Origin of the sequence: Kocuria sp. UBA5001 (assembly GCF_002398425.1) — a bacterium.
GTDB classification, from domain to species: domain Bacteria; phylum Actinomycetota; class Actinomycetes; order Actinomycetales; family Micrococcaceae; genus Kocuria; species Kocuria salsicia.
The window spans coordinates 492,532-518,769 of sequence record NZ_DGYR01000009.1; the positions used below are offsets into that span (position 1 = coordinate 492,532).

Sequence of the window (26,238 nt, forward strand, 5' to 3'; positions counted from 1 at the left end):
CTGTTCCCGCTCCCGGTTCGCTGACGGCTCAGGTCCTGCAAGCCACTTGAGAATGGGCGCCGGGACGCATGGCAAGGGGGTTGCCGCACCCACTGGCCGGGGGAGCTGTCCACGACCCGGGCGACGTCGTCCCAGGGACTGCGGGGGAGGGCACGTGCCGGGCACGACGACGCCGCGTGGCGACCCCGCGGCGTCGTCACCCCGTACCAGGGGGGAGCGGGGCGCGGCGCGCCGAGTACCATGGGGCGGTCCAGGAGGCCGCGGGAAGGGAACGAGACGTGACAGCTGAGCAGAAGGGGCGGTGGCGCGCACGCGTGCGACGGCCGTCGTTGCCCTCGGCGGCGCTCGCCGGTATGAGCGTGCTGCTCGTGGCCGGTGTGGTGCTGCCCGCACCGTACGTGGTCGAGGCCGCCGGACCCACGTTCAACACCGTGGGCAGCCACGACGACAAGCAGCTCGTGAAGATCACGGGCGCCGAGACCTACCCGAGCAACGGCCAGCTGGACCTCACCACGGTCTACGTCCAGGGTGGGCCCTCCGGCCGGATCAACTCCATCAACGCGATCCTCGGCTGGCTGGACCCCACGGAGGCCGTGCTTCCCGAGCACACGCTCTACCCGCCGCAGACCACGGGCCAGCAGGTGGACGAGTCCAACGCCGTTGCCATGACCACGTCCCAGGAGGACTCTGTGGCCGCGGCCATGACCTACCTGGGCAAGCCCTTCACCACCACGCTCACCGTGCACGCACTCGTGGCCAGCGGGCCTGCGGAGGGCGTCTTGCAGGCGGGGGACGAGCTTGTGTCCGTGAACGGCACGCGCGTCACGTCCCTGGACGGGCTTCGCAAGCAGCTGGATGCCGCCGGGGCCAGGGGTGCCGAGATCACGGTGCGCAGGGACGGGAAGGAGACCACCCGGCACGTGGCCCTCACCCGGGATGCGGACGATTCGCGCTGGCAGCTCGGCGTGTACCTTGTGCCCCACTACGACTTCCCCGTGGACGTGGACTTCCAGCTCGACCAGGTGGGCGGACCCAGCGCGGGCATGATGTTCGCGCTCGGGATCATCGAGGAGCTCACCCCCGGGTCCATGGCAGGAGACCAGCACATCGCAGGGACCGGGACCATTTCCCCGGACGGCACGGTGGGTCCCATCGGAGGCATCCGCCAGAAGCTCGAGGGCGCCAAGGACGCAGGGGCCACCTACTTCCTGGCGCCATCGCAGAACTGCGACGAGGTGGTGGACCACGTCCCGGACGGGCTCACCGTGGTGGAGGTGAACACCCTGGGCGAGGCCGTGAACTCGGTGGAGCACGCCGCCGCAGGCAACGTCACGGACCTGCCCAGCTGCGGCACGCGGTGACACCTCCGACACCGCGCAATTGCGCGTGTCAGAAGGGCTCAGCACAATAAGGTTGACACTGATCGTCGACAGACCGTCAGCCGCGCCCAGGAATCTACGAGGTATGCAGTGACCGCCGGATCCACATCCCCCCGTCCATCCAGCAGGTCCGCGACGGGCCGGCGCAAACGAGGGGCACTGCTGCCCACGGTGATTGCGGTGGTGGTCCTCATCGCGCTGTTCGTGGGCTTCACGCAGGTCTACACGAACGTCCTGTGGTTCCAGCAGCTCGGCTACCTGCGGGTTTTCATCACCCGGAACCTCGCCGTGGTCGGGCTGTTCGTGGTGGCCGCGCTGATCGTGGCCGGCCTCATGTTCCTCAGCCTGTGGCTCGCCTACCGCAACCGCCCCCGCGGTGAGGAGCGGATCAGCGAGAACATGCAGAAGTACCAGCAGGCGCTGGACCCGGTGCGCAAGGTCGTCATGGTGGCAGTGCCCGTGATCTTCGGGCTCTTCGCCGCCTCCACGATCGCCTCCCAGTGGAAGACGGTGCTGCTGTTCTTCAACCAGGAGCCGTTCGGGCAGACGGATCCGCAGTTCAACCTGGACCTAGGGTTCTACGTCTTCACCATTCCGTTTCTGCGCCTGCTCCTCGGGTTCCTGGTGACGGCACTGCTGCTCGCCGGGGTGGGTGGGCTGCTCATGCACTACGTCTACGGCGGCATCAGGATCCACGAGCGCGGGATCGACACCACCCGGGCGGCCCGCGTGCAGCTGGGATCGATCGCGGCCGCGTTCCTGGCCCTGCAGGCCGTGAACTTCTGGCTCGACCGCTACTCCACCCTGACCTCCAACTCCGGCAAGTGGACGGGCGCGCTCTACACGGACGTCAACGCGGTGATTCCCACCAAGGGGATCCTCGCCGTCGCTGCCGTCCTCGTGGCCATCCTCTTCGTCGTGGCCGGGTTCATCGGCCGCTGGAAGCTTCCGCTGATCGGCGCCGCGATGCTCGTGGTGGTGGCAGTGGTGGCCGGCGGGCTGTACCCGTGGGCCATCCAGCGATTCCAAGTGACGCCCACTGAGCAGGCCCTCGAGAACGAGTACATCCAGCGCAACATCACCATGACCCGCCAGGCCTACGGGCTGGACGACACCGAGGTCACCCCCTACGACGCCACCACGAAGACCGAGCAGGGCGCACTGCGTCAGGACACGGAGACCACCTCCAACATCCGCCTGCTGGATCCGAACGTGGTCTCCTCCGCGTTCGCCCAGCTCCAGCAGTTCCGGCCGTACTACCAGTTCGCGGACAACCTGAACGTGGACCGCTACGACATCGACGGCCAGACGCAGGACACGGTGATCGCCACCCGCGAGCTGAACCCGGACCAGATCCAGGGCTGGTACAACCAGTCCGTGGTCTACACGCACGGCTACGGCGTGGTCGCGGCCTACGGCTCACGGGTGCAGGAGGACGGCAAGCCGCAGTTCATGCAGGCTGGCATCCCCTCGAAGGGCCAGATCTCGGACGACTACGAGCCGCGCATCTACTTCGGTCAGAACTCCCCGGAGTACTCGATCGTGGGTGGCGGCGAGGGCGACGCCCCGCTCGAGCTCGACCGGCCCCAGACCAACGAGGGGGACGCCGCGGACGCGAAGACCACGTTCAGCGGTGACGGTGGGCCCAACGTGGGCAACCTGTTCAGCAAGCTCGCGTACTCCATCAAGTTCCAGTCCACGGACATGCTTCTCTCGGACGCGGTCCGTCCGAACTCCCAGATCCTCTACGACCGCAACCCGCGGGAGCGCGTGGAGAAGGTGGCCCCGTACCTGACAGTGGACGGGAAGCCCTACCCGGCGATCGTGGACAACAAGGTGGTGTGGATCGTGGACGCGTACACCACCGCGGCGTCCTACCCCTACTCCACGCCGTCAGTCCTGCAGGACGCAACGCAGGACACGCAGACCGCCCAGGGCACGGCCGCCGCGCTGCCGCCGGAGCGGGTGAACTACATCCGCAACTCGGTCAAGGCCACCGTCAATGCCTACGACGGCTCCGTGGACCTCTACGCCTGGGATGACGAGGACCCGGTGCTCAAGGCCTGGCAGAAGGTCTTCCCGAGCACAGTGAAGCCGTACTCGGAGATGTCTGCGGACCTCATGTCCCACGTGCGGTACCCGGAGGACATGTTCAAGGTCCAGCGGGACCTGCTGAACAGGTACCACGTCACGGACGCCAACAGTTTCTACGCGAACGACGACGTCTGGTCCGTCCCCAACGACCCCACCCAGCAGAACCGCAGCGTCTCGCAGCCGCCGTACTACCTGTCCATGCGGATGCCGGGGGAGAAGGAGGCGAACTTCTCGCTCACCTCCTCGTTCATCCCCCAGCAGAACGAGTCCGGCAACAGCCGCAACGTGATGTACGGGTACCTCTCCGCGAACGCGGACGCGGGTACCGGCCAGGCGGGCGTAAAGGACGAGAACTACGGCAAGCTGCGGCTGCTGGAGCTGCCACGCTCATCGGTGGTTCCCGGTCCGGGGCAGGCCCAGAACCTGTTCAACTCGGACACGGACGTGTCGCAGGATCTGAACCTGCTGCGCCAGGGTGCGTCCGAGGTGATCAACGGCAACCTCCTGACGCTGCCCGCCGGTGACGGGATGCTCTACGTCCAGCCGGTCTACGTGCAGTCTTCCGGCGACGCCGCGTACCCCACGCTGCGCAAGGTCCTCGTGGGCTTCGGCGAGAAGGTCGGCTACGCGCCCACGCTCGACGGTGCGCTGGACCAGGTATTCGGTGGCAATTCGGGTGCCACCACGGACAAGGGCGCGGGCGTGGACGAGAAGGCCGCGGAGGCGGCCCAGGGCGGGAGTTCGAGCGGCTCCGGCGACGACGGGGCCAAAGCCACCGCGAGCCCATCCCCTTCGACATCGTCGTCCGCGGAGCGCTCGGCCTCGCTCCAGGAGGCCCTGGACAAGGCGAACACCGCCATGAAGGACTCGGACAAGGCCCGGCAGGACGGTGACTGGGCCAAGTACGGCGAGGCCCAGGACCGGCTGCAGCAGGCCATCGAGGACGCCTTGCAGCAGGAGGGCGCCTCGCCCTCGAAGTGAGCACCTGCTTCCCTCGCCAGGGGCGGCTCCCGGGTTCCGGGGGGCCGCCCCTGGCTCGTCGGGCGTCGGACGGACGTGCCGAACGTGAGGCCGGGCGGGGGGAACCCCCCGATTTGCACGACCAGCCAACCCTCCGTATAGTTGTGGATGTCGCCGCGGGGTGGAGCAGTTCGGTAGCTCGCTGGGCTCATAACCCAGAGGTCGCAAGTTCAAATCTTGCCCCCGCAACCACGAAGAAGGCCGGTTCCCGAAGGAGCCGGCCTTCTGGCATGTCCGGACCCGTGAACGGTCGGCGGCGCGGGGTATAGATTCGAATGCGCGTATGAGTAGGGCGTGTCACCGGGGATGCCGCCTGCGGGTGCGAGCACGCCGCCACCGGTCCCGTTCGACGGGCGCCGGCGGCGTGGGTTGCAGCAGGCAGCCACACGGCCCGGTGGGGCCGCTCAGCTCACCCGTCGGAGCGCACACCCACCTTGCGGGCCGGACTTCCGGCCCAGATCTCGTTCTCACCGGTGTCGCCCGTGAGCACGGAGTTGTCCCCCACGGTGCTCCCCGCACCGATCCGGTTGGCCCCGCCCAGCACCACGCAGCCGGGGAAGAGCACGGCGTCGTCCCCGAAGTGCAGCCGCCCGAACGGGGACTGCTCGCGGGGCAGATGCGCGTCCTGCCGACCGATGATCACGTTCTGGTCGATCCGCAACCGGATCGCCCAGGGTGACCTCGGCGTCGACCACGGTGCCCATGCCGTAGTGCACGAGCCGCAGGCCATTCCCACCCCTGCCCCCCCGGGGGATGGAAGTGTTCGCGGGCAGCAGCGCGAGCCGCGCCCACCGGTGCCGACGTAGTGGCACGAGTTTCTCGGGCAGTCCCATGCCAGCGCAGACGAGTGGACCCGCGGGTCCCTGCCCGGGGCCGCCGCGGAGCCCGGTTGCCGCGGCTGGCGGACAGGGCCGGGGTCCGGTCCCGGGGGCGCAGGTCACTCCGCTTTCGCGATGGCTCGTGGCCCGCACAGCACGACGCCGACGGGCCCGTGGAGGGGCACCGGTGGCGCGTCGTGCGTTGCAGCGCTCGTCAACCGCGGCAGCGGCTCAGCGGCGACGCCGCGATGTGCCGAAAATGGACCGCGTGATCTCCCGGCCCAGCACGGACCCGGCTGAGCGCATCATCGAGCGCACCGCGGGATTCTCCATGACGGAGCCCAGGAAGCCGCCGTCCTCCTGCTCTTCGCGACGACCGCGGGGAGCGTCGTCACGGTCCTCGTCAGGACGTCGTTCCTCCGGGCGCTCCTCACGGGGCGCCTCGGGTGCCGCGTCCGTGCCGTCGGAGTCCGCCTGGGCCTTCTCCCGCCGCCCGCGCAGCAGCTCGTAGGCGGACTCGCGGTCCACCGCCTCTCCGTACCTGGACAGCAGCGGGGAGGCGGCGACCGCGGTGTCCACGGTGTCGGCCGGGGCCGGCTGCATCAGCGACTGCGGGGCGCGCATCCGGGTCCACGCCACGGGAGTGGGCGCGCCGGTCTCGGACAGCACCGTGACCACGGCCTCGCCGGTGGCGAGCTGCGTGAGCAGCTGCTCCAGGTCGTAGGCGCTCTTCGGGTAGGTGCGCACCGCGGACTTCAACGCCTTGGCATCGTCAGGGGTGAACGCGCGCAGGGCGTGCTGCACACGGTTGCCCAGCTGCGCCAGGACGTCCGAGGGGATGTCCTTGGGGGACTGCGTCACGAAAAAGATCCCCACGCCCTTGGAGCGGATCAGGCGCACGGTCTGCTCGATCGAGTTCAGGAACTCCTTGGAGGCGTCCTCGAAGAGCAGGTGGGCCTCGTCGAAGAAGAACACCAGGCGGGGCTTGTCCGCGTCCCCGACCTCGGGCAGGTCCTGGAACAGGTCTGCGAGCAGCCACATCAGGAACGTTGAGAACACGCGGGGGTGCTGCTGCACCTCGGAGAGCTCGAGGCAGGAGACGACGCCGCGGCCGTCCTCGGCCGTGCGCAGCAGGTCCGCCGTGTCGAACTCGGGCTCCCCGAAGAACACGTCCGCGCCCTCGTTGGCGAACGTGGTCAGCTCGCGCAGGATCACTCCGGCCGTCTGCTTGGACAGGCCGCCGATTTCCGCGAGCTCCTCCTTGCCCTCGGGTGAGGTCAGGTGCACGATCACCTCGCGCAGGTCCTTGAGGTCCAGCAGCGCATAGCCCTTGGAGTCCGCCCAGTGGAACACGAGTCCCAGGGAGGACTCCTGCGTGGTGTTCAGGCCGAGCACCTTGGACATCAGCGTGGGACCGAACGAGGTCACGGTGGCGCGGATCGGCACCCCCTTGCCCTGGCCGCCCAGGCTGTAGAACTCCGTGGGGCTTGCGGTAGGCGTCCACTGCTGGCCCACCGACTCCGCGCGCTGCGCGACCTTCGGGTTCTCCTCGCCGGGCTGCGAGATGCCGCTGAGATCGCCCTTGACGTCCGTGAGGAACACCGGCACACCCTGGGCGCTGAGCTGCTCCGCGAGGGCCTGCAGGGTCTTGGTCTTGCCCGTTCCGGTGGCACCGGCCACCAGACCGTGGCGGTTCAGAGTGGACAGGGGCACGCGGACCGGTGCGTCGGTGTGGGGACCGTCTTCGTCCAGGGCGGCACCGAGCTCGAGGCACGGGGCCTCGCTCGCGTAGCCGGTGCGGATGGCCTCGAGCTGCTCGCGGGCGCTGCCCGTCGTCGTCGCCACGACTCAGACTTCCTCGGAGGAGACGATGTTCTCCCCGTCCTTGGCGCCGGAGCCGGCCTTCAGCGCGGCGAGCCGGGCCTCGATCTCCGTCTGCTGGCCCATGTTCTCCAGCGCCTCGAACTGACGGTCCAGGGAGGAGTCCGCGAGCTCCTGCTGTCCGGCCACCCTTGCCTCCTCGCGGCGGACCTTCTCCTCGAAGCGGGAGACCTCACTGGTGGGATCCATGACGTCGAAGGACTTCAGGGCGTCCTGGACCTGGGACTGAGCCTGCACGGTCTTCTGGCGGGCGGCCAGCTCGTCGCGCTTGGTGGAGAGCTCCTGGAGCTTGCCGCGCATGCTGTTGAGCCCGTCCTTGAGCTTGTCCACGACCTCCGTCTGGGAGGAGATCTGCGGCTCTGCGGCGCGCGCCTCGTTCTCGGACTGGATCTGGCGCTGCAGTGCCACCTTGGCGAGGTCGTCGAACTTGCCGGCCTCCAGCTCCTTGCCGGCCCTGCGGAACTCGTCCGCCTTGTTGGACGCGGCGAGGGCCTTGTTGCCCCACTGCGCGGCCTCCTGGACGTCCTCCGCGTGGTCCTTCTCCAGCAGGCGAAGGTTGCCGATGGTCTGGGCCACGGCGGACTCTGCCTCGCGGATGTTCTCCGTGTAGTCGCGGACCATCTGGTCCAGCATCTTCTGCGGGTCCTCCGCAGAGTCGATCATGGCGTTGATGTTGGCCTTGGCCAGCTGGGCGATGCGCCCGAAAATCGACTGCTTGCTCATGTCGTTCTCCTCTTCTCGTGTGTCGGATGGAGCTGAGATCTTGCGGGTCAGGGCGGTGCGTGGCAGCCCGTGGGGACCCGGGGCGGCTCAAAAGCTGCCGCCCACCCCGCCGTCGAAGCCGCCGCCGTCGCCGAAACCACCGCCGAAACCGCCCCCGAAGCCGCCGCCGTCGCCGAAACCGCCGTCGTGGTGGCCGCCGCCGTAGCCGCCGCCCCCGTTGAGGATGCCGCCCAGCAGGATGCCGCCGAGCACCGCACCGCCAAGACCGTTGCTGCGGCGCCCGCCGTAGCCCATGCCGCCGTAGCCGGTGGGAGAGCTGTAGAACTGGTCGACGTCCGCGGTCGCGGAGCGCTGTGCCTCCTCGGCGAGCCGGATGGACTGGTTGGCCTCGTTCAGTGCACGCTCTGGATCGGACTCCTGCAGCTGCTGGGCGATCTGCAGGTGGCGCTCTGCCTCTGCGAGCTGGGTGCGCGCTTGAGCGCCCACGCCGCCCCGGCGCGCCCACACGTAGTCCGACGCCGTGGTGAGGCTCGCCTGCGCGCTCACCAGCGTGTGGGAGAGGGTCTCGCGGGCAGAGCGGGCGCGGTCCTGGGCGTTGCGGACGTCCTGAAGCCCCTTGTCCAGCTCCGCCTTCGCCTGGGCCAGGCGGCGGGCCGAGCCCACGGGGTCGTAGTGGCCCGAGGACATCTGCTCCGTGACCGTCTGCAGCACAGAGCGCACCCCCGCGGCGGCACCCGCGAGCTCGGGGCGAGAGCCGTGCTGCACGATCCCCTCGGCCTCGGCGACGTCCCGCTGCGCGATGCTCACGGCATCCTTGAGGGACTCCTCGGCCTTTGCCAGCTCGCGGCGCGCGTTGTCCACCGAGGTGATGAGCCCCTCGGCCTGACCCGTGGCCTCCTCGGCGGCCCGGATCGCGAGCACCCCTTCGGAGACCTCACCGGAGTCCAGGTGCTGCTGCGCCTGCTGGATCGAGGACTCCGCGAACTCGAGGCGGTCCCGCGCCTGGGTGCCGTTGTCCGCCACGGGGGCCAGGGCGGCGTCGTCGTAGGTCCCGTGCAGCGAGACGAGCGTAGCCTCGGCGTCCGCAAGGCGTGGCCGCGCGTCCGCCACGGCGCGGCGGACCCCCTCCAACGCCTCGGGGGCGCGGGTCTCCAGCTGCCGCAGCTGGGTGAAGTTCTTCTCCTGCTCCGCGAGCGGCGCCCTGGCCTGCCGCGTGCGGTCGATGATCTCACCGAGCCACGCGCGCTGGTCCGCCTCGGTGTCCGGGATGTCGTCCTCGAGCTTCTGCTGCAGCTCGAAGGACTCCCGCATGTGCTCCTTGGCGCGGGCGATCGCCTCCTGGAACGGCCGTGTCTGCTCCTCGCCGTACTGCAGCTGCGCGAACGCGAGCTCCTGCTCGGAGTGCTGGATGGCGTTGTCCGCCTCCACGAGTGCCGAGCCGGCCTGCCTGTGGAGCTCCGGCAGGGGCACCAGCGGACGCTGCGGCGCGCCACCGCGCTGCTGCTGGCCCCCCGGTACGTCTGCGCCACGACGACGTCGCTTGCGCGCCACGACCACGGCACCCACGCCCGCGGCGGCGAGCCCCCCGACCGCCACGGTGCCCAGAACCGCACCGCCACCGCCGCCCAGACCGCCGCTGAGGGCAGAGTCGATGCCCTTCACCGCGCCCTCGGCCGCGCCGTTCCAGTCACCCTTGTTCAGTGCGGGGGCAATGTCATCGGTGTAGATCTTCTGTCGGTCGCTGGTGGAGAGTGGCCCGGCGGAGCTGGCCAGGAATCGTGCCTGGCGAGCCTGTGTGGCCACCGCCAGCACGGCGTCGTTGCTGCCGAGACCGTTGTCGGAGGCGAACTGCTTCGCCCACTGCTCCGGGTCGGTGGGATCCGTGAAGCGCTCTACGTAGACCACGTAGAGCGTGATCTGGTGTTCCTGGGACAGGGACGCGATCGAGTCCTGCAGCGCGGAGGTGTCACCGAGCGCGTCCGCTGAATCCACGACGCGGACGCCCGGATCCACCGTGGGCGGGGTCTCGGCCAGTGCTGCGGGGGAGAGGAGCATCAGGGAGGAACCTGCGAGTGCGGCCGCCGACAGTGTGCGCCGCCAGTAGGTGCGTGAACTCATGACCCTCGTTCTTTCGACGTCAGCCCGGTGGTTCGGCGCCTCCCGTGATCGTCGGTGCGTTCTGCGCGGGAGCGGCGCCGCTCAAGTCACAGAATACGCTGAGCACAGGTGCTGGATCCGTGATGTCAGCGCGCACCCCGGAAAGGTTGAGCTGATTCACGAGAACCCGTCAGTTCTCACAGCACCGACACAGCACGGGCGCGCATACTGTGGCAACGGAAAGAGACCGGCCCAGGAGTCGGTACCTGAGGTTCTGAGGAGAGAAGATGGCCGATTCCCACGATCCCCGCGACGGCGGCGATCCGCAGCGTCCCGTCCCCCGCTACGGAGAGCAGGCCTACAGAGCGAGCGACTCCGGGTCGACCGGCGCCGCGGGGGACACCGGGGCCGATCCGCGGCACGGTTCGCCCTGGAACCCGAACGACACTCAGCCCATTCCCCCCGCATCCCAGAACGGCCACAACGGCTACGGCTCGGGCAGCGCGGACGGCCAGGCTGGCGGGTACGGCGGGGGTTACGACGGTGCGTCGTTCCAGGGCGGCTCCGCGGCCCACCCGGGTGAGGGCGGCACGAAGACCCGCCGCAAGTTCTCCGCCGGCGCGATGGTGGCAGGCATGGCGCTCGCCGGTCTGCTCGGTGCGGGGACCGCGGTCGGCACCGGTGCGGTGGCCGGTGGGAGCAGCTCGTCGACGAGCGCGAACAGCTCCCCGGTGATCGTCAACAACACGGACTCGGTCAACGAGATCACGGGTGCCACACAGAAGGCGTCCCCCTCCGTGGTCACCATCTCCGCGACGTCGGGCAGTGAGGCCGGCACCGGCTCCGGCGTGGTGCTCGACGACCAGGGCCACATCCTCACCAACACCCACGTGGTCACACTCGACGGCGCCACCTCCAACGCGAACCTGGAGGTGCAGACCGCGGACGGCTCGGTGCGCAAGGCCACCGTCGTGGGCACGGACCCCGAGTCCGATCTCGCCGTCATCAAGGTGGACCCCTCCGGGCTGACCCCCGCAGAGTTCGCGGACTCGAGCAAGCTCAACGTGGGCGACGTGGCGATCGCGATCGGTGCTCCTCTCGGACTGAGCGGAACCGTCACGGACGGCATCGTGTCCACGCTCAACCGGACGATCGCCGTCGCCTCCTCGGCGGCGCAGGAGACCCCGGAGGACTCCCAGCAGGGCGGCGGCGGGCAGGACTTCTTCTTCAACTTCCCGGACAACGGGCAGTCGGGCTCGCAGTCCGCGAAGTCGAGCGTCTACCTCAACGTCCTGCAGACGGACGCGGCGATCAACCCCGGCAACTCGGGTGGCGCGCTCGTGAACTCGAGCGGTCAGGTGATCGGCATCAACGTGGCGATCGCCTCGGCGGCGGGGTCCTCCTCGAACGACTCCTCCAACTCGGGGAACATCGGGGTGGGATTCTCGATCCCGTCCAACACAGCCAAGCGGGTCGCGGACGAGATCATCAAGGACGGCAAGGCCACGCATGGCTACCTGGGCGCGTCCGTCTCCTCCTACACGCCGTCCGGGAGCAACTCGGGGCAGTTCTCCTCGGGCGCCCTGGTGCGCAGCGTGGAGAGCGGCTCCCCGGCCGCGGACGCCGGGCTGAAGGCCAACGACGTGGTCACGAAGTTCAACGGCAAGTCCATCACGGACGCCGATGCGCTGACCGCGGGCGTCCGTGAGCTCGCGGCCGGTTCCCAGGCGGAGCTCACCTTCCGCCGCGGCAACGACGAGAAGACCGTCACGGTCACCGTCGGCAACGCGGCGGACCACACGAGCAACTAGCCACTGCACGGGGACAGCCCCGGACGGAGCGCCCCTCGACGACGGCGCCCTGCGCACCCGGGTGCGCAGGGCGCCGTCGTTGTGCGCTGCGCTGGGCCGCCGTCGCCGTGTTCCCCGGCGTGGTGGCTGCGGTACCGGCCCCGCGCCGCCGTCGTCCCCGGCTCAGACGCCGTCCGGGAAGCCCAGCTGGCGCCAGGCCTCGTAGAGCGCGATGGACGCCGAGTTGGCGAGGTTGAGGGAGCGGCGGCCGGGCAGCATGGGGATGCGCACGCGTTCGCCCACGTGCGGGTCCTCCAGGACGTCCCCCGGAAGCCCCGTGGACTCGCGGCCGAAGAGCAGGACGTCCCCGTCCCGGTAGTCCAGCTGCGTGTGGCGGGTGCTCGAGTGGGACGTGAACGCGATCACGCGGGCATCCCCGAGCGAGTCCCAGAGCGCGTCAACGCTGGGGTGCACGTCCATGACTGCGAGGTCGTGGTAGTCCAGGCCCGCGCGGCGCAGGTTGGCATCGTCAAAGTTGAAGCCCAGGGGCTCCACCAGGTGCAGCCGTGCGCCGGTGCACGCGGCCAGGCGGATCGCGTTGCCCGTGTTGCCGGGGATCTCGGGGGTGTGGAAGACGAAGTGCAGCATGGGGGCGATTGTAGGCGCGCCTAGAATGGGGACCATGCCCACACCCCGCGTCTACATGGATCACGCCGCCACCACGGACATGCTCCCGGAGGCCGTTGAGGCGTTCGTCGAGCAGGCCCGCAGGGGCGGCAACCCGGCCTCCCTGCACTCCGGCGGTCGCGCCGCGCGCATGACGCTGGAGACGGGGCGGGACCAGATCGCGGCAGCCCTCAACGCGGAACCGGTCGAGGTCATCCTGACCTCCGGCGGCACCGAGGCGGACAACATGGCGGTGCTCGGCCTCTACCGTGCGGCACGGGAGGCCGACCCTCGTCGCACGGTGATCGCGCTGTCCACCGTGGAGCACCACGCCGTGTCCGAGACAGCCGAGTGGCTCGTTGCCCACGAGGGCGCGGAGCTCGCGTGGCTCGAGGTGGCCGAGGACGGCCGCGTGGACCCCGCCGCGCTCGCGGACCTGCTCGCGCGGCGCGGTGACGAGGTCGCGCTGGCCACGGTGATGTGGGCGAACAACGAGGTCGGCGCCGTCCAGCCCGTGGCGGAACTCGCGGCCCTGTGCGACGACGCCGGGGTGGCCTGCCACGTGGACGCGGTCCAGGCGTTCTGCGCCGTGCCCGTGGACGCCCATCTGCGCGGCATCAGCACCCTCGCAGTCTCGGCCCACAAGCTCGGCGGCCCGATGGGTGTGGGTGCGCTCTACGCCCCACGCACGGTGAAGCTCGCCGCAACCAGCTTCGGGGGAGGTCAGGAGCGCAGTGTCCGCTCCGGCACCGTGAACGCGGCGGGTGCCGCGGCGTTCGGCGCGGCGGTCGAGGCGGCCCGGTCCGATCTGCGCGGGGAGTTCCTGCGCCGCGCACGCCTTCGCGACGCCCTCGTGGCCGGGATCCGGGAGCGGGTCCCGGACGCCGTTCTGCGCGGGCCCGAGCCGGGTGCCCCGGAGGCGGAGTGGGAGCATCCCACCCGGCTGCCGGGCAACGCGCACTTCACGTTCCCCGGTTGCGAGGGGGACTCCATGCTCTTCCTCTTCGACGCGGCCGGGGTGGCGCTGTCCACCGGCTCGGCGTGCAACGCGGGCGTGCCGCGCGCCTCCCACGTGCTGCTGGCCATGGGCGTGCCGGAGGAGACTGCCCGCGGCGCGCAGCGCTTCTCGCTTGGGCACACGAGCACGCAGCAGGACGTCGAGCGCGTCCTGGACGCGGTGGGCGAGGTCTACGAGCGCGCCCGCACCGCGGGTCTCTCGGGACACGTGCCCGGAGCGTTCTGAGCAAGGCGCCGCCTGAGCACGACGACGCCGCGGCCCGTGCCGCTCGGACGTCCCGGCGCCGGGCACCCGCCCCGGCGTGCGGCGTCGTCGGGAATAGCGGCCGGAGAGGCACCGTTGTTAAGGCGTCCCACTCGACGACCTTCCCTGGAGGCACCCCGTGCGCGTTCTGGCAGCCATGAGCGGCGGCGTGGACTCGGCAGTGGCCGCGGCACGCGCCGTGGACGCCGGGCACGACGTCACCGGCGTCCACCTGGCACTGTCCCGCACCCCCGGCACGCTGCGCACCGGAGCGCGCGGGTGCTGCACGATTGAGGACTCCCGGGACGCGTGGCGCGCCGCGGAGAAACTGGGCATCCCGTACTACGTGTGGGACTTTTCCGAGCGCTTCCAGGCGGACGTGGTGGACGACTTCGTGGCCGAGTACGCCGCGGGGCGCACGCCGAACCCGTGCATGCGCTGCAACGAGAAGATCAAGTTCGCTGCCCTGCTGGAGAAGGCGCTCGCCCTGGGCTTCGACGCCGTGTGCACCGGCCACTACGCCAAGGTGGTGGAGGACGCGGACGGGCACAAGGAGCTGCACCGCGCCGCCGACTGGGCGAAGGACCAGTCCTACGTGCTGGGCGTGCTGACAGCCGAGCAGCTGGAGCACGCCATCTTCCCGCTCGCCGAGACGCCGTCCAAGGCTCAGGTGCGCGCGGAGGCGGAGCAGCGGGGGCTGTCCGTGGCCAAGAAGCCGGACTCCCACGACATCTGCTTCATCCCGGACGGCAACACGCGCGGGTGGCTCGAGGACCACATGGACCTGGACTCCGGGCGGATCGTCGACACCGAGGGCAACGATCTGGGCGAGCACCGCGGGGCCCAGGCCTACACCGTGGGACAGCGCCGTGGCCTGCACATCGGCCGCCCCGCCCCGGACGGCAAGCCCCGGTTCGTGCTGGAGATCCGGCCCAAGACCAACGAGGTGGTCGTGGGCCCCGAGCAGTTGCTCGCGATCGACGTCATGGAGGGGATCCGGCCCTCGTGGGCGGGTCTGGCCCCGCGCGAGGTCGCGGCCCTGGGGGACGCGACGGACGCCCGTTCCGAGGAGTTCCCGGTGACCGTGCAGGTGCGCGCCCACGGCGATCCCGCACCGGCCACCGCCTCGCTGAGCCGCGAGGCCGGTGAGCCCCGCCTGCACGTGCGCCTCGCCGAGTCCCAGCGCGGCGTCGCACCCGGCCAGACCATGGTCCTCTACCAGGGGACGCGCGTGCTGGGGCAGGCCACGATCGACTCCGCGCACGCGGACCGCCCTGTCGTCGCGGCCTCCTGAGAGCGTTTCGGGGCGCCGCGCCGCGGTGATTACAGTGGACGCATGACCTCAGCCACGCACCCGACCGGCCGCCCCGAGGACCACGCCCCTGTGGATTCGGCAGCATCCTCCGTCCCGCACCGCACGTCCGAGACCGCGCTCGAGCGGCTCGACTCGATCCGCGGCACGATCGACAACATCGACGCCGCTCTGATCCACCTGCTCGCGGAGCGCTTCAAGGCGACCCAGCGGGTGGGCAAGCTCAAGGCCGAGAACGACCTCCCGCCGTCGGACCCGGAGCGTGAGAAGGCGCAGATCCAGCGGCTGCGCAGTCTCGCGGAGGCGGCCCACCTGGACCCCGAGTTCGCGGAGAAGTTTCTCACCTTCATCATCAGCGAGGTCATCCGTCACCACGAGGCCATCTCCGAGGACCGCCACCGCGGCCACGACGCATGAGCGCCCCCACGGGGGACGCCGTCACAGCCACCCTCACCCGGGCGCTGCGGGGGACGGGCCTCTTCGAGACGTTCACCGTGCTGCGCGGTGAACTGGGGGCTCCCCACCTCGCGAGTGTTCCCGTGCTGCCGGACCGGGGGCCCCAGGCAGAGCTCGCGGCCCGCACGAGTGCCGTTCTCGACTCTCTGCACGCGGACCGGCAGCCCCACGGGTGGCGGATCACCTCGGTGCCCGGTGCTGACTCCCGGCAGGCCCGGGCCCTGCTCGCGAGCGACCTCAACGTGGTCGCGGACGTCCTGGGTGCCGAGTCCGGTTCGGACACCGGGCGCGTGTCCTTCTCCATGCTGGGCCCCGTCTCGCTGGCCGCCACGGTCCACGTGCACAACGGCGAGAAGCTGCAGTCCGATCCAGGCGCGCGGCGGGACCTCACGCAGTCGTGGCGCGCCGGGCTGGGCGAGCTGCTCGCAGCCCTGCGGCGCAACACGGACGGCCGCGGCACGGTGCTGGTGATCGAGGAACCCGAGCTGGACCGGGTGTTGCGCGGCACTATTCCCACCGCCAGCGGCTACCGCACCCTGCGCTCGCTGCCGCGCCACGAGGTGCGGGCGACCCTCACCGAGGCCGTCGGTGCAGCGCGCGACGCCGGTGCGGAGCGTGTGCTGCTCGCCGCCGGTTCCGCGGAGCCGGCCTGGGCGTTGCGCACGGGGGCGGACACTGCGGTGACCGCGCTGCCCACCGGTCCCACAGAGGCGTGGGAGCCCCTCGCCGCCCTGCACGAGGCGGGGGTGGGGCTGTGCTTCGACACCGCACCCGTGACCGGTCGTCCCGCCGTGCGCGCCCACGTGGAACGGGTGCTGCGTCCCTGGACCGAGCTGGGCATGAACCCCGCCGCGCTGCTCGGGACGCTGCTGGCGCCGTCGTCGGCCGTCAGCGAGCTCACCCCGCCCGAGCTGCCGGGCGCGCTGCGACGCGTGACCGGGCTCGGGGACGCGCTCACGGAAGCGTGCAGCGAGGCCTGAGCCCCACCAGGCCGTAGAATCTCAGCAGGACGCGGGGCGCCCGGTTGTGGCCGCACCCGATGGAGGACTCGAGTGCGAAAGCGGGCCATGAAGGCGAGAATCTTGGTAGTGGACGACGACGCCGCGCTGTCGGAAATGATCGGCATCATCCTGGCTTCGGAGGACTTCGAGCCGGTGTACTGCTACGAGGGTTCCAGTGCGCGCGAGGTCTTCCGCGCCTCCGAGCCGGACCTGATCCTGCTGGACCTGATGCTTCCGGGCATTGACGGCATCCAGGTCTGCCAGCAGATCCGTGCCGAGTCGGACATCCCCATCGTGATGCTCACCGCCAAGTCGGACACCGCGGACGTCGTGCGCGGGCTGGAGGCCGGCGCGGACGACTACGTCCCCAAGCCGTTCAAGCCCGCCGAGCTGGTGGCCCGCGTCAAGGCGCGGCTGCGCCCCACCGACCGCAGTGCCTCGCAGGAGATCACCCTGGGGGACATCGTCATCGACGTCACCGGGCACACGGTGACCCGCGACGGCGAGGAGATTGCCCTGACCCCGCTGGAGTTCGACCTGCTCGCCACTCTCTCGCGCTCCCCGCACCAGGTCTTCAGCCGCGACGAGCTGCTGCGAGACGTGTGGGGCTATCCCCACGCGGCGGACAACCGGCTCGTGAACGTGCACGTGCAGCGGCTGCGCTCCAAGGTCGAGCGCGACCCCGAGAACCCCGAGGTGGTGCTGACCGTGCGGGGCATCGGCTACAAGGCGGGCGGGCACCCGCATAGATGACGGTCGCCTCGGTGGACGCTGCGGCGCGCAAGCCCGGCCCGCGCCGTCGCCCCAAACGCTTCCGCAGGCTCCGGCTGAGCCGTCGTGTGCTGTTACGCCGCTGGCGGCAGTCGCTGCAGTTCCGGGCCATCGCGGTGGCGCTCACGCTCACCTCCATGGCGTTCTTCGCCACGGGCAGCTTCCTGTCCCACCAGATCGCGGACCGGCTTTTCACGGACCGTCTCAACCAGGTGCTCGAGGAGGCGCGCACGGACATCGGCACCGCGCAGGCCAGCTTTGACGCCTCGGACGCCTCGGACCGCACCGAGGTGCAGGCGCTCAACAACTCCACACTCGGCAAGCTGAGCCAGGACCCCAGCACCACGGACCACCGCTGGGTGCTGATCCCCCTGGACCAGGGGACGGGGCAGTCCTTCGTGGGGGTGCAGACGGAGAGCTCGTGGATGACCTCGGCATCGGTGCCCCAGCAGCTGCAGCAGCGCGTGGCGAGCGGGGACGGCACATACTGGCAGCCGGCGTCCGTGCGGATGGCCGAGAACGGGCCGGAGCAGCCCGTGATCGTGATCGGGGACGTGGTCCAGCTCAACCAGAACTCCCGCTACGGCCTCTACTTCGTCTACGACTTCTCGGACCCGCAGGCCACCCTGGACTCGATCCACGCCGTGCTGCTGCTGTCCATGGTGGCGCTGCTGCTGCTCGTGGGAACGATTGTGTGGTACGTGACCCGCGAGGTGGTGCGTCCGGTCTCCAACACGGCCCGCGTCTCCCAGCGCCTGTCCGAGGGCGACCTGGACGTGCGCATGGACGTGCGCGGCAGCAATGAGGTGGCACGGCTGAGCCGGTCCTTCAACCGGATGGCGGACTCCATCCAGAACCAGATCACGCAGCTCGAGCAGCTCTCGTCCATGCAGCAGACGTTCGTCTCGGACGTCTCCCACGAGCTGCGCACGCCCCTGACCACGGTCAAGATGGCCGCCGAGGTGCTCTACAACGCCCGCGACGACTTCGATCCCGTGAACCGGCGCTCGAGCGAGCTGCTGCACAACCAGGTGGAGCGCTTCGACTCGATGCTCTCGGACCTGCTGGAGATCTCCCGTTTCGACGCCGGCGCGGCGCGGCTGGACATGGCCTCGACCGACATCTTCGCCGTGATCTACGACGTTGTGGAGGCGGCCGCGCCGATCGTCCTCACCTCCGGCTCGGAGCTCACCGTGCGCTCGACCCTCACCCGCGCCGTGGTGCAGATGGACCAGCGGCGCATCGACCGGATCCTGCGGAACCTGGTGACCAACGCGCTGGAGCACGGGGAGAGCAAGCCCGTGGACATCTACGTGGGCGCGAACGAGAACTGCGTGGCGGTGGCGGTGCGGGACCACGGCATCGGCATGACCGAGGAGCAGGCCAGCAAGGTGTTCAACAGGTTCTGGCGCGGCGATCCCGCCCGCGCCCGCACCGTGGGCGGCACCGGCCTGGGGCTGGCGATCGCTACGGAGGACACCCTCCTGCACGGCGGACGGCTCGAGGTCTGGGCCGAGCCGGACAACGGCGCATGCTTCCGCCTCACCCTGCCGCTGCTGCGCGTCCAGCCCCTGGACCCGGAGCTGCCGAACCCCCTGCCCATGCCGCCGGACGTGGACTCCGCCGAGTCCACGGCGCGCGTCACGGACACCGGCTCCCTCCAGCTGACGGCGCCCACGCGCTTCGTGAGCGAGCCGGCCACGGGCGAGCTGCGCATCGACATCCCGGGGGCACGCGATGGACAGGACCCCTCGGCGGGCCCCGCAGCCCCGGAGCACGGGGACGGCTCCGGCGACGGCCGCGGTCAAGGACACGGTGACGCCACCGTGGACGTGACAGGGGGCGGTCACGGTGGGCGCGGCGTCGTCGCCGGCGCGGGAAGCGGTCAGGGCACGGGCTCGAGCCCGGCCGCGGACGGCCGCGGGACGGAGGAGTCATGACGGTACGGAAGCACTCGCGGCAGGTGACGGGACGGACCGGCGGAACCCGGACCGGGAGGACGCGCGCGAAGCACCGGCGCGCCCGGTACACCGGTGCGCTGACTGCCGTGGCACTCGGTCTGATGCTGTCCGCGTGCGGGGCCATGCCGCGCTCCGGGCCGGTGCACAAGGTCATCGAGCCCACCGAGCAGTCCGAGCAGACCGCCATGGCGTTCAACCCCCAGGCCCCGCAGGTGGGGGCCTCGGCGCAGGAGGTCGTCGAGGGCTTCCTGGCCGCCGGGGTGGGAGCGCAGGACGACTACTCCGTGGCGCGCAAGTACCTCACCCCGCAGCTGGCCACCACGTGGAAGCCGGACACCCGCGTGCTCATCCACTCGGGTGAGCCCACCACCGTGCCCCGGCTCAACGAGGGCGAGTTCCGCACGAGTCTGGAGATCAGCGGGGAGCTGGGATCCAACGGCGTCCTCACATCCCAGCCCTCGGGCAGCACACGGGTGCTGGACTTCATGCTGACATCGGTGGACGGCCAGTGGCGGATCTCCAAGGCCCCGGACGGCGTGATCGTGCCGAGGGCCGACTTCGAGCAGATCTTCGACCCCATCACGCTCTACTTCTACTCCGCGAAGGACCCGAACTACCTGGTGCCGGATCCCCGGTGGTTCGTCAAGCGATCCACGGCCTCGACCGCCGCCGTGCGCGCCCTGCTGAGCGGGCCGGCGGGATATCTGGGGGGCGCGGTGACGAGCGCGCTGCCGCAGTCCGCGTCCCTCTCCCGCTCGTCTGTGCCCGTGTCCGGGGGGGCCGCCACGGTGGCACTGAGCCTCGCGAACTTCGACCCCGCGGATGTGGACGAGGCCCACCGCATGGACCAGCAGCTGCGGGCCACCCTGCAGTCGGTGCCGAACGTCGAGGACGTGGACCTCACCATCAACGATGCCCCCGTGGAGACCACCGGGCGGACGAGCAGCGAGGCCGTCCGCTCGGTCACCGTGCCCAACAGGCAGATCGGCGTGTCCGAGAACCACCTCGCGTTCTACCAGGGCGGGCAGTCCGAGGAGATCCCCAACGTGACCCTGCCCGAGGGCGCCTCGGTCGCCCGCCCGGCCATGGGCACCGAGGCCACCGTCTTCGGATTCGTCAACAACGCGGACTCCGCCGTCTACACCGTGGCCCCGGGGAGAGAGCCGGTGCGGCGCTGGTCCGGCACACAGCTGACCCGCCCCAGCTTCGACCGCATGGACTACGTGTGGGGCTCCGACCGTTCCGGGACGGTGCACGCGGTCCGCGCGTCCGACGAGGGCGAGGGCATGACCGTGAGCGCGCAGTGGCTGGAGAACCAGCACGTGGCATCCCTGCGGATCTCGCGGGAGGGGAGCCGGGCGCTCGTGGTCACCACCACGGGAAGCTCCTCCCGCGCCACGGTGTGGCTCGCGGGCGTGGTCCGGGATGACTCCGGACGCCCCACAGAGCTCGTGAAGGGCAACGCGGTGGCGGCGGACGTTGACGTGGACACGGCCCAGTGGATCAGCGCGGACGAGTTCGTCACCACGGCGCTGGACCAGGACGGCAACGCGCAGCCCCGGCGCTACACCGTGGCCGGGCGCTACGACGAGCTGCCCTCCCTGAAAGGCGTGACTTCGATCGCCGGCGGCAACGGCCCGGCCGCGGTGTACGGCGCCTCGGACGGCAAGCTGTACATGCTCACCGGCAGCTCGTGGGCCCTGCAGAGCGAGACGGTCACGGACACCGCGTTCGCGGGGTGAGACGGGGCTGATCCGGTGCGACATGCCTCGCCCCCTCCGCGAGGCGCACCCGGGGCCCGTGCGGTCTGCGCTCCCCACGGCTCTTGCGCGCTGTGGCCCGCCCGCCGCACGGTGTGGAGTGGTCCCATGATGACGACGCCGCGCCGCCCGCTCCCACGGCCGGCTCACCGCCCCGGGGCGGCGTGGGACGCCCGTGCCGCCCGGTTCGGCGGCTGGTGGGCCCAGGTCTTGGAACTTGTCCTGCCCGTGACCTGTGCAGTGTGCGGAGAACCGGGCAGGGCCCTGTGCCGCGAGTGCCGGATCGTGCTCCGGCGTGCCACGGCGCGCCCCCGTTCGCTGGTGCCCCCTCCGCCGCTTGCCGCCGCAGGGGTGCGTGTGTGGACGGCGGGTGAGTACGAGCACGAGCTCGCCTCCTGCCTCCTGGCGTTCAAGAACGGTGGACGCACAGACCTCGCCCCGGTCCTCTCGGCCGTGCTCGCCCCGGTGCTGGCCGCGGCCGCGCGGGACGTCCGGGAGGCGGCGGCTCCGGGGACGGTGCCGCTGTACTGGGTGCCGGTGCCCACGAGCGCCCGCGCGCGGCGTCGTCGCTGGCTTGATCCCGTGGCGAGCATCCTCGGGGGTGCCCCTCTGCCACGGAGCACCTGTGTCACTGCCGCCGTGTCCCACCGGCGGGTGCGGGGACGAGGCACCGGGAGCCAGAAAGGGCGCGGCGGGGCCCAACGGGAACGAGCGCTGCGCGCAACGATGCATGCCTCTGGAGTGCGCGGCGCGGTGTGCGTGGTCGTGGACGACGTCCTCACCACGGGTGCCACGGCGGCCGAGGCCGTGCGGGCGCTGCGGGCCGCCGGGGCGTGCGTGCCCGCTGTTGTGACCCTCGCCGGGGTCCGCGTCCCGCGTTCACCCCAGGAGAACGCATGGACGTCCGAGGTGGCGGTCAGTGAATTTCCTCACGGATTCATCTAGCGTTGGATCACGGGAATCAAAGGTGTCCCGCGTGGGCGAGCCACTGGTCCCACACCGTCCTCAAGCTCTGGAGGTTCTCATGGAACTGAACATCAAGGGTCGCAACATCACTCTGCCGGACCGTTTCCGGGAATACGTCGAGTCCAAGAGCGAGCGGTTCCAGCAGCTGGGCGACAAGGTGGAGTCCATCGAGGTCAAGGTGACCAAGGACAACCCTGGTTCCGGGCGCCAGGGGATCCGTGTGGAGATCACAGTGGTCGGTCGCGGTCCCGTGGTCCGCGCGGAGGCCCGCAACGACGACAAGTTTGCGGCATTCGACGAGGCCTACGCGAAGCTCATGGAGCAGTTGCGCCGGGCGCGTGACCGTCGCAAGATCCACCGCGGAGGCCACCAGCGCCCCGTCGCCGTCCACGAGGCCACGGGCTCCCTGCCCGTGGTGCCGAGCGATGCCGGGCCCACGTTCGGCTCCGAGCAGGAGCTGGCCGCCGCCGAGGACGAGGTGTTCGACGACGATTTCGTCCTGAGCGACACCCCCTCGCCCGTGGAGATCCGCCGCAAGCGCTTCCCGGCACACGAGATCACCGTGGACGAGGCCGTGGACCAGATGGAGCTCGTGGGCCATGACTTCTTCCTGTTCGTGGACAAGGACACGCAGGAGCCCTCGGCCGTCTACCGCCGCAAGGGGTGGGAGTACGGCGTGATCAGCCTCAGCGCGGACGGCGCCTCCGGCGAGGAGAAGGTCGCCTACCAGGCAGACGCCACTGCCCCCTGAATCCGCCCGCCGGGCATCACCGCCGAGCACCCCGCACCACCACCGGGCCCCGTGACCACGTCGCGGGGCCCGGGTCGTGGTCACGGGCGGCGTGCGTCCCGCGAGCACGCGGGAATCGTCCAGCCTCACTCACGTACACTGTTCGGCGGTGCACCCCCAGCCCATCTCCGGTGCCCACCACCGATCTCGGAGGAGCGAACACACGTGGCGTCATTCCTGGAAAAAGTCCTTCGCACGGGGGACAAACGTGTCCTGAAGCGGCTGAGGACTTATGCGGACGCCGTCAACAGCCTCGAGGACAGCTTCAGGGAGCTCTCCGACGCCGAGCTGCGGGCCGAGACGGACTCGTTCCGGGCGCGCATCGAGGGCGGCGAGTCGCTCGACCGGCTGCTTCCGGAGGCGTTTGCGGCCGTGCGAGAGGCGGCTTCCCGCACGCTCGGCCAGCGCCACTTCGATGTCCAGATCATGGGCGGTGCGGCGCTGCACCTCGGCTACATCGCCGAGATGAAGACGGGTGAGGGCAAGACACTCGTGGCCACCCTGCCCGCGTACCTCAACGCGCTCACTGGCAAGGGCGTCCACGTAGTGACCGTCAACGACTACCTGGCCGAATACCAGGCGAACCTCATGGGCCGCGTCTACCGCTTCCTCGGGCTGGAGACGGGTGTGATCCTCAGCGGACAGGACCCGGCCACCCGCCGGGAGCAGTACAGCGCGGACATCACCTACGGCACGAACAATGAGTTCGGCTTCGACTACCTGCGCGACAACATGGCCTGGAGCAAGGACGAGCTCGTCCAGCGCGGACACAACTTCGCGATCGTGGACGAGGTGGACTCCATCCTCATCGACGAGGCCAGGACCCCACTGATCATCTCAGGGCCGGCCTCCGGGGAGGCGAACCGCTGGTACCGCGAGTTCGCGACCGTCGTGAAGAAGCTCGTCCCGGAGACCGACTACGAGGTGGACGAGAAGAAACGCACCGTGGGCGTGCTCGAGCCCGGGATCGAGAAGGTCGAGGACTGGCTGGGGATCGAGAACCTCTACGAGTCGCAGAACACGCCGCTGATCGGGTTCCTGAACAACGCCATCAAGGCCAAGGAGCTGTTCCGCAACAACAAGGACTACATCGTGGCCGGTGGCGAGGTGAAGATCGTGGACGAGCACACCGGTCGTGTGCTCGCCGGTCGCCGCTACAACGAGGGTGTCCACCAGGCCATCGAGGCCAAGGAGGGTGTGGAGATCAAGCCCGAGAACCAGACGATGGCCACGATCACCCTGCAGAACTACTTCCGTCTCTACGACAAGCTCTCCGGCATGACGGGCACCGCCCAGACCGAGGCGGCGGAGTTCATGAACACGTACGAGATCGGCGTCGTCGCCATTCCGCCGCACCGGGGCATCGCCCGCGAGGACAAGCGGGACGTGGTCTACAAGAACGAGGCCACCAAGTACGCCGCCGTGGTGCGGGACATCGAGGAGCGCCACGAGAAGGGCCAGCCCGTGCTCGTGGGCACGGCCTCTGTGGAGAAGTCCGAGTACCTTTCCCGGCTGCTCGCCAAGCGCGGGGTGCGCCACGAGGTGCTCAACGCCAAGAACCACGCCCGTGAGGCCGCGATCGTAGCCCAGGCCGGGCGCAAGGGCGCGGTCACGGTCGCCACGAACATGGCCGGGCGCGGCACGGACATCATGCTGGGCGGCAACGCCGAGTTCAACGCCGTCGAGAAGATGGCCGAGCTGGGGCTGGACCCGGAGCGAGACGCCGAGAAGTACGAGGCGAAGTGGCCCACGGTGCTCGAGCAGTGCGAGGCCGCCACCCGCAGCGAGCACGACGACGTCCTGAAGGCGGGCGGCCTGTACGTGCTCGGCACGGAGCGCCACGAGTCCCGCCGCATCGACAACCAGCTCCGCGGCCGCTCGGGTCGTCAGGGCGATCCCGGGGAGTCCCGGTTCTACCTGTCCCTCTCGGACGACCTCATGCGCCTGTTCAACCCGGGTGCCGCCCAGCGTCTGATGGCCATCGCCCCGGATGACGTCCCTGTGACCGGGCGCCTGATCACCTCCGGTATCGCCAACGCCCAGATCCAGGTGGAGGGGCGCAATGCCGAGCAGCGCAAGAACGTGCTGAAGTACGATGACGTGCTCAACCGCCAGCGCGAGGTGGTCTACCGCGACCGTCGTCGGATCCTCATGGGCGAGGACATCAAGGGGCAGATCGAGCAGTTCACCGAGGAGATCATCACCTCCACCATCACCGACCGCACCCGCGTGGGACACTCCGAGGACTGGGACCTGGACGAGCTGTGGACCGCTCTGCGCGCCATCTACCCGATCTCGATCACGCACCAGGAAGTGGTGGAGGAAGCCGGCGGTCTTCCCCGTCTCTCTTCGGACTTCCTGCAGGAGCAGATCCTCTCGGATGCGAAGGTCAGCTACCAGGAGCGTGAGGAGCAGCTGGGCTCCGAGGCCATGCGCAACCTGGAGCGCCGGGTGCTGCTGTCGGTCATCGGGCAGCGCTGGCCGGAGCACCTGTACGAGATGGACTATCTCAAGGAGGGCATCGGGCTGCGGGCCATGGCCCAGCGCGATCCCCTGGTGGAGTACCAGCGCGAGGGCCACGCCATGTTCCAGGACATGATGGCCGCCATCCGTGAGCAGACCGTGGTCACGCTCTTCAACCTCGAGGTCCGCAGGCAGCGCACCGGTGAGACTGGCGGGGCGGTCGAGCTGACCACGCCGCAGCGCCCGGCGTTCCTGCAGTACACGGCTCCCGACGAGGACGGAGAGCCCCGCGCGGCGGTCGAGGCCGAGGCGCAGCCGGCGCCCGGCTCCGAGGCCGGAGCGGCCCGGGCGGCGTCGTCGGCCTCGTCGACCACCGCCTCGGCTGCGGCTTCCGCCGCTACCGCTACCGCGACGTCGGACGGCGAGGCCGGTGGGGACGCAGACTCCGGGACGAACCGGGCCCAGCGGCGCACCAAGGCCGGCAAGGGCGCAGCCAGGACCAGGCGCAGCAAGCGCCGCTGAGCCGATGGCTCCCAGCACGGGAGCATTCAGCCGACCTCGAGGTGGGTGACCCGCCACTGGCGGCTGATCCGCTCGATGCGCAGCGCCACCGCGCGTGCCCGGGTGGTCTCCTCGACCACGAGCGAGGCTTCCCAGCACCCCGGGGCGGGACTGCACACGCGCACGCGACGGATTCTGGAGGCGCGGTGCACGTCGAATGCCGCACGCCGTTCGGGGCACTGCTCCTGCACGAGCTTCAGCATGGCCGCACGCTGCGTGAAGCGCTCGACCACCTCCGGTTCCGTCCACCGGGACAGCTGCGAGGCCGGACGGGTTCCCGCCAGGATCTCCACGGCAGCCTGGCCGATACTGCGCGCCATTGCTCCCACGCGCTCCATCTCATTCTTGCCGGTCAGCGCGGCGGCGGAACGGTCCTGCCGCCAGGTGTAGCCACCCGCGGGAGTGCGGGGTGCGGATTCGGGAACGGCGACGCTCATGGTGTGCTCCTCGTGGTTCGTGGTTCGTGGT

The 26,238-nt window shown here is 70.2% G+C and carries 19 protein-coding genes and 1 tRNA gene; 14 read left to right on the top strand and 6 right to left on the bottom strand.

Annotated elements, in window-relative coordinates; translation table 11 throughout:
- The first annotated feature begins 278 nt into the window (after positions 1-278).
- The 3 genes from B3G12_RS06240 to B3G12_RS06250 all read left to right on the top strand — a co-directional run bounded on the left by B3G12_RS06240 (position 279) and on the right by B3G12_RS06250 (position 4,685).
- Entirely contained in the window at positions 279-1,361 is a 1,083-nt protein-coding gene (locus B3G12_RS06240) for a YlbL family protein (RefSeq protein ID WP_290499639.1), read from the top strand.
- Positions 1,362-1,469: 108 nt separating this feature from the next.
- A complete protein-coding gene (locus tag B3G12_RS06245) occupies positions 1,470-4,454 on the top strand; it encodes a UPF0182 family protein (protein WP_144942105.1) in 2,985 nt (994 codons plus the stop codon).
- 154 nt (positions 4,455-4,608) lie between these two features.
- Positions 4,609-4,685, top strand: a tRNA-Met gene (locus tag B3G12_RS06250).
- Positions 4,686-4,902: 217 nt separating this feature from the next.
- Here B3G12_RS06250 and B3G12_RS06255 read toward each other — a convergent pair.
- The 4 genes from B3G12_RS06255 to B3G12_RS06270 form a co-directional block, all read right to left on the bottom strand.
- A complete protein-coding gene (locus tag B3G12_RS06255; RefSeq protein ID WP_290499658.1) occupies positions 4,903-5,154 on the bottom strand; it encodes an acyltransferase in 252 nt (83 codons plus the stop codon).
- A gap of 388 nt (positions 5,155-5,542) precedes the next feature.
- Positions 5,543-7,156 carry a helicase HerA-like domain-containing protein gene (locus tag B3G12_RS06260; RefSeq protein WP_145009535.1) on the bottom strand — a complete coding sequence of 538 codons (1,614 nt, stop codon included), beginning with the start codon at positions 7,154-7,156 and terminating at the stop codon, positions 5,543-5,545.
- Between the two features lie 3 nt (positions 7,157-7,159).
- Entirely contained in the window at positions 7,160-7,915 is a 756-nt protein-coding gene (locus B3G12_RS06265; protein WP_094394299.1) for a PspA/IM30 family protein, read from the bottom strand.
- 87 nt (positions 7,916-8,002) lie between these two features.
- The gene (locus B3G12_RS06270; RefSeq protein WP_290499661.1) at positions 8,003-10,033 is read right to left on the bottom strand and encodes a TPM domain-containing protein; all 2,031 of its coding nucleotides are present in this window, start codon (positions 10,031-10,033) and stop codon (positions 8,003-8,005) included.
- Between the two features lie 266 nt (positions 10,034-10,299).
- On the opposite strand from B3G12_RS06270, the gene B3G12_RS06275 reads away from it, so the two are divergent.
- The gene (locus B3G12_RS06275) at positions 10,300-11,823 is read left to right on the top strand and encodes a S1C family serine protease (protein ID WP_290499663.1); all 1,524 of its coding nucleotides are present in this window, start codon (positions 10,300-10,302) and stop codon (positions 11,821-11,823) included.
- Positions 11,824-11,985: 162 nt separating this feature from the next.
- Here the strand turns inward: B3G12_RS06275 and B3G12_RS06280 are convergent, their stop codons facing one another.
- Complete coding sequence (locus B3G12_RS06280; RefSeq protein ID WP_055084835.1) at positions 11,986-12,450, bottom strand: tRNA (cytidine(34)-2'-O)-methyltransferase; 465 nt, start codon at positions 12,448-12,450, stop codon at positions 11,986-11,988.
- 34 nt (positions 12,451-12,484) lie between these two features.
- Between B3G12_RS06280 and B3G12_RS06285 the strand changes: the two genes are divergently transcribed.
- The 10 genes from B3G12_RS06285 to secA all read left to right on the top strand — a co-directional run bounded on the left by B3G12_RS06285 (position 12,485) and on the right by secA (position 25,731).
- Positions 12,485-13,711: a cysteine desulfurase family protein gene (locus B3G12_RS06285; protein ID WP_094394836.1), complete on the top strand. Its 1,227-nt coding sequence runs from the start codon at positions 12,485-12,487 to the stop codon at positions 13,709-13,711.
- Positions 13,712-13,868: 157 nt separating this feature from the next.
- Positions 13,869-15,023 (top strand): tRNA 2-thiouridine(34) synthase MnmA, encoded by a 1,155-nt coding sequence (gene mnmA / locus B3G12_RS06290; RefSeq protein WP_144942115.1) that lies wholly within the window; start codon positions 13,869-13,871, stop codon positions 15,021-15,023.
- Between the two features lie 42 nt (positions 15,024-15,065).
- Positions 15,066-15,458 carry a chorismate mutase gene (locus B3G12_RS06295; protein WP_144942117.1) on the top strand — a complete coding sequence of 131 codons (393 nt, stop codon included), beginning with the start codon at positions 15,066-15,068 and terminating at the stop codon, positions 15,456-15,458.
- Positions 15,455-16,477 (top strand): hypothetical protein, encoded by a 1,023-nt coding sequence (locus tag B3G12_RS06300; RefSeq protein WP_290499665.1) that lies wholly within the window; start codon positions 15,455-15,457, stop codon positions 16,475-16,477. The genes B3G12_RS06295 and B3G12_RS06300 overlap by 4 nt, the downstream gene beginning before the upstream one ends.
- A gap of 87 nt (positions 16,478-16,564) precedes the next feature.
- The gene (gene mtrA / locus B3G12_RS06305; protein WP_144942121.1) at positions 16,565-17,251 is read left to right on the top strand and encodes an MtrAB system response regulator MtrA; all 687 of its coding nucleotides are present in this window, start codon (positions 16,565-16,567) and stop codon (positions 17,249-17,251) included.
- Entirely contained in the window at positions 17,248-19,209 is a 1,962-nt protein-coding gene (gene mtrB / locus B3G12_RS06310) for an MtrAB system histidine kinase MtrB (protein ID WP_290499668.1), read from the top strand. Before mtrA ends, mtrB begins: the two co-directional genes overlap by 4 nt.
- Positions 19,206-20,972, top strand: coding sequence for an LpqB family beta-propeller domain-containing protein (locus tag B3G12_RS06315; RefSeq protein ID WP_290499669.1), 1,767 nt, complete (start codon positions 19,206-19,208; stop codon positions 20,970-20,972). The genes mtrB and B3G12_RS06315 overlap by 4 nt, the downstream gene beginning before the upstream one ends.
- A 339-nt stretch (positions 20,973-21,311) precedes the next feature.
- Positions 21,312-21,935 (top strand): ComF family protein, encoded by a 624-nt coding sequence (locus B3G12_RS06320; RefSeq protein WP_260983323.1) that lies wholly within the window; start codon positions 21,312-21,314, stop codon positions 21,933-21,935.
- Between the two features lie 79 nt (positions 21,936-22,014).
- A complete protein-coding gene (hpf, locus tag B3G12_RS06325) occupies positions 22,015-22,707 on the top strand; it encodes a ribosome hibernation-promoting factor, HPF/YfiA family (RefSeq protein WP_290499670.1) in 693 nt (230 codons plus the stop codon).
- Between the two features lie 204 nt (positions 22,708-22,911).
- Positions 22,912-25,731, top strand: a complete 2,820-nt coding sequence (gene secA, locus B3G12_RS06330; RefSeq protein WP_290499671.1) for a preprotein translocase subunit SecA — start codon at positions 22,912-22,914, stop codon at positions 25,729-25,731.
- Positions 25,732-25,757: 26 nt separating this feature from the next.
- On the opposite strand, the gene B3G12_RS06335 is transcribed toward secA, so the two are convergent.
- On the bottom strand, positions 25,758-26,238 hold a 481-nt coding region (locus tag B3G12_RS06335; protein WP_290499672.1), incomplete at its 5' end, for an Rv3235 family protein.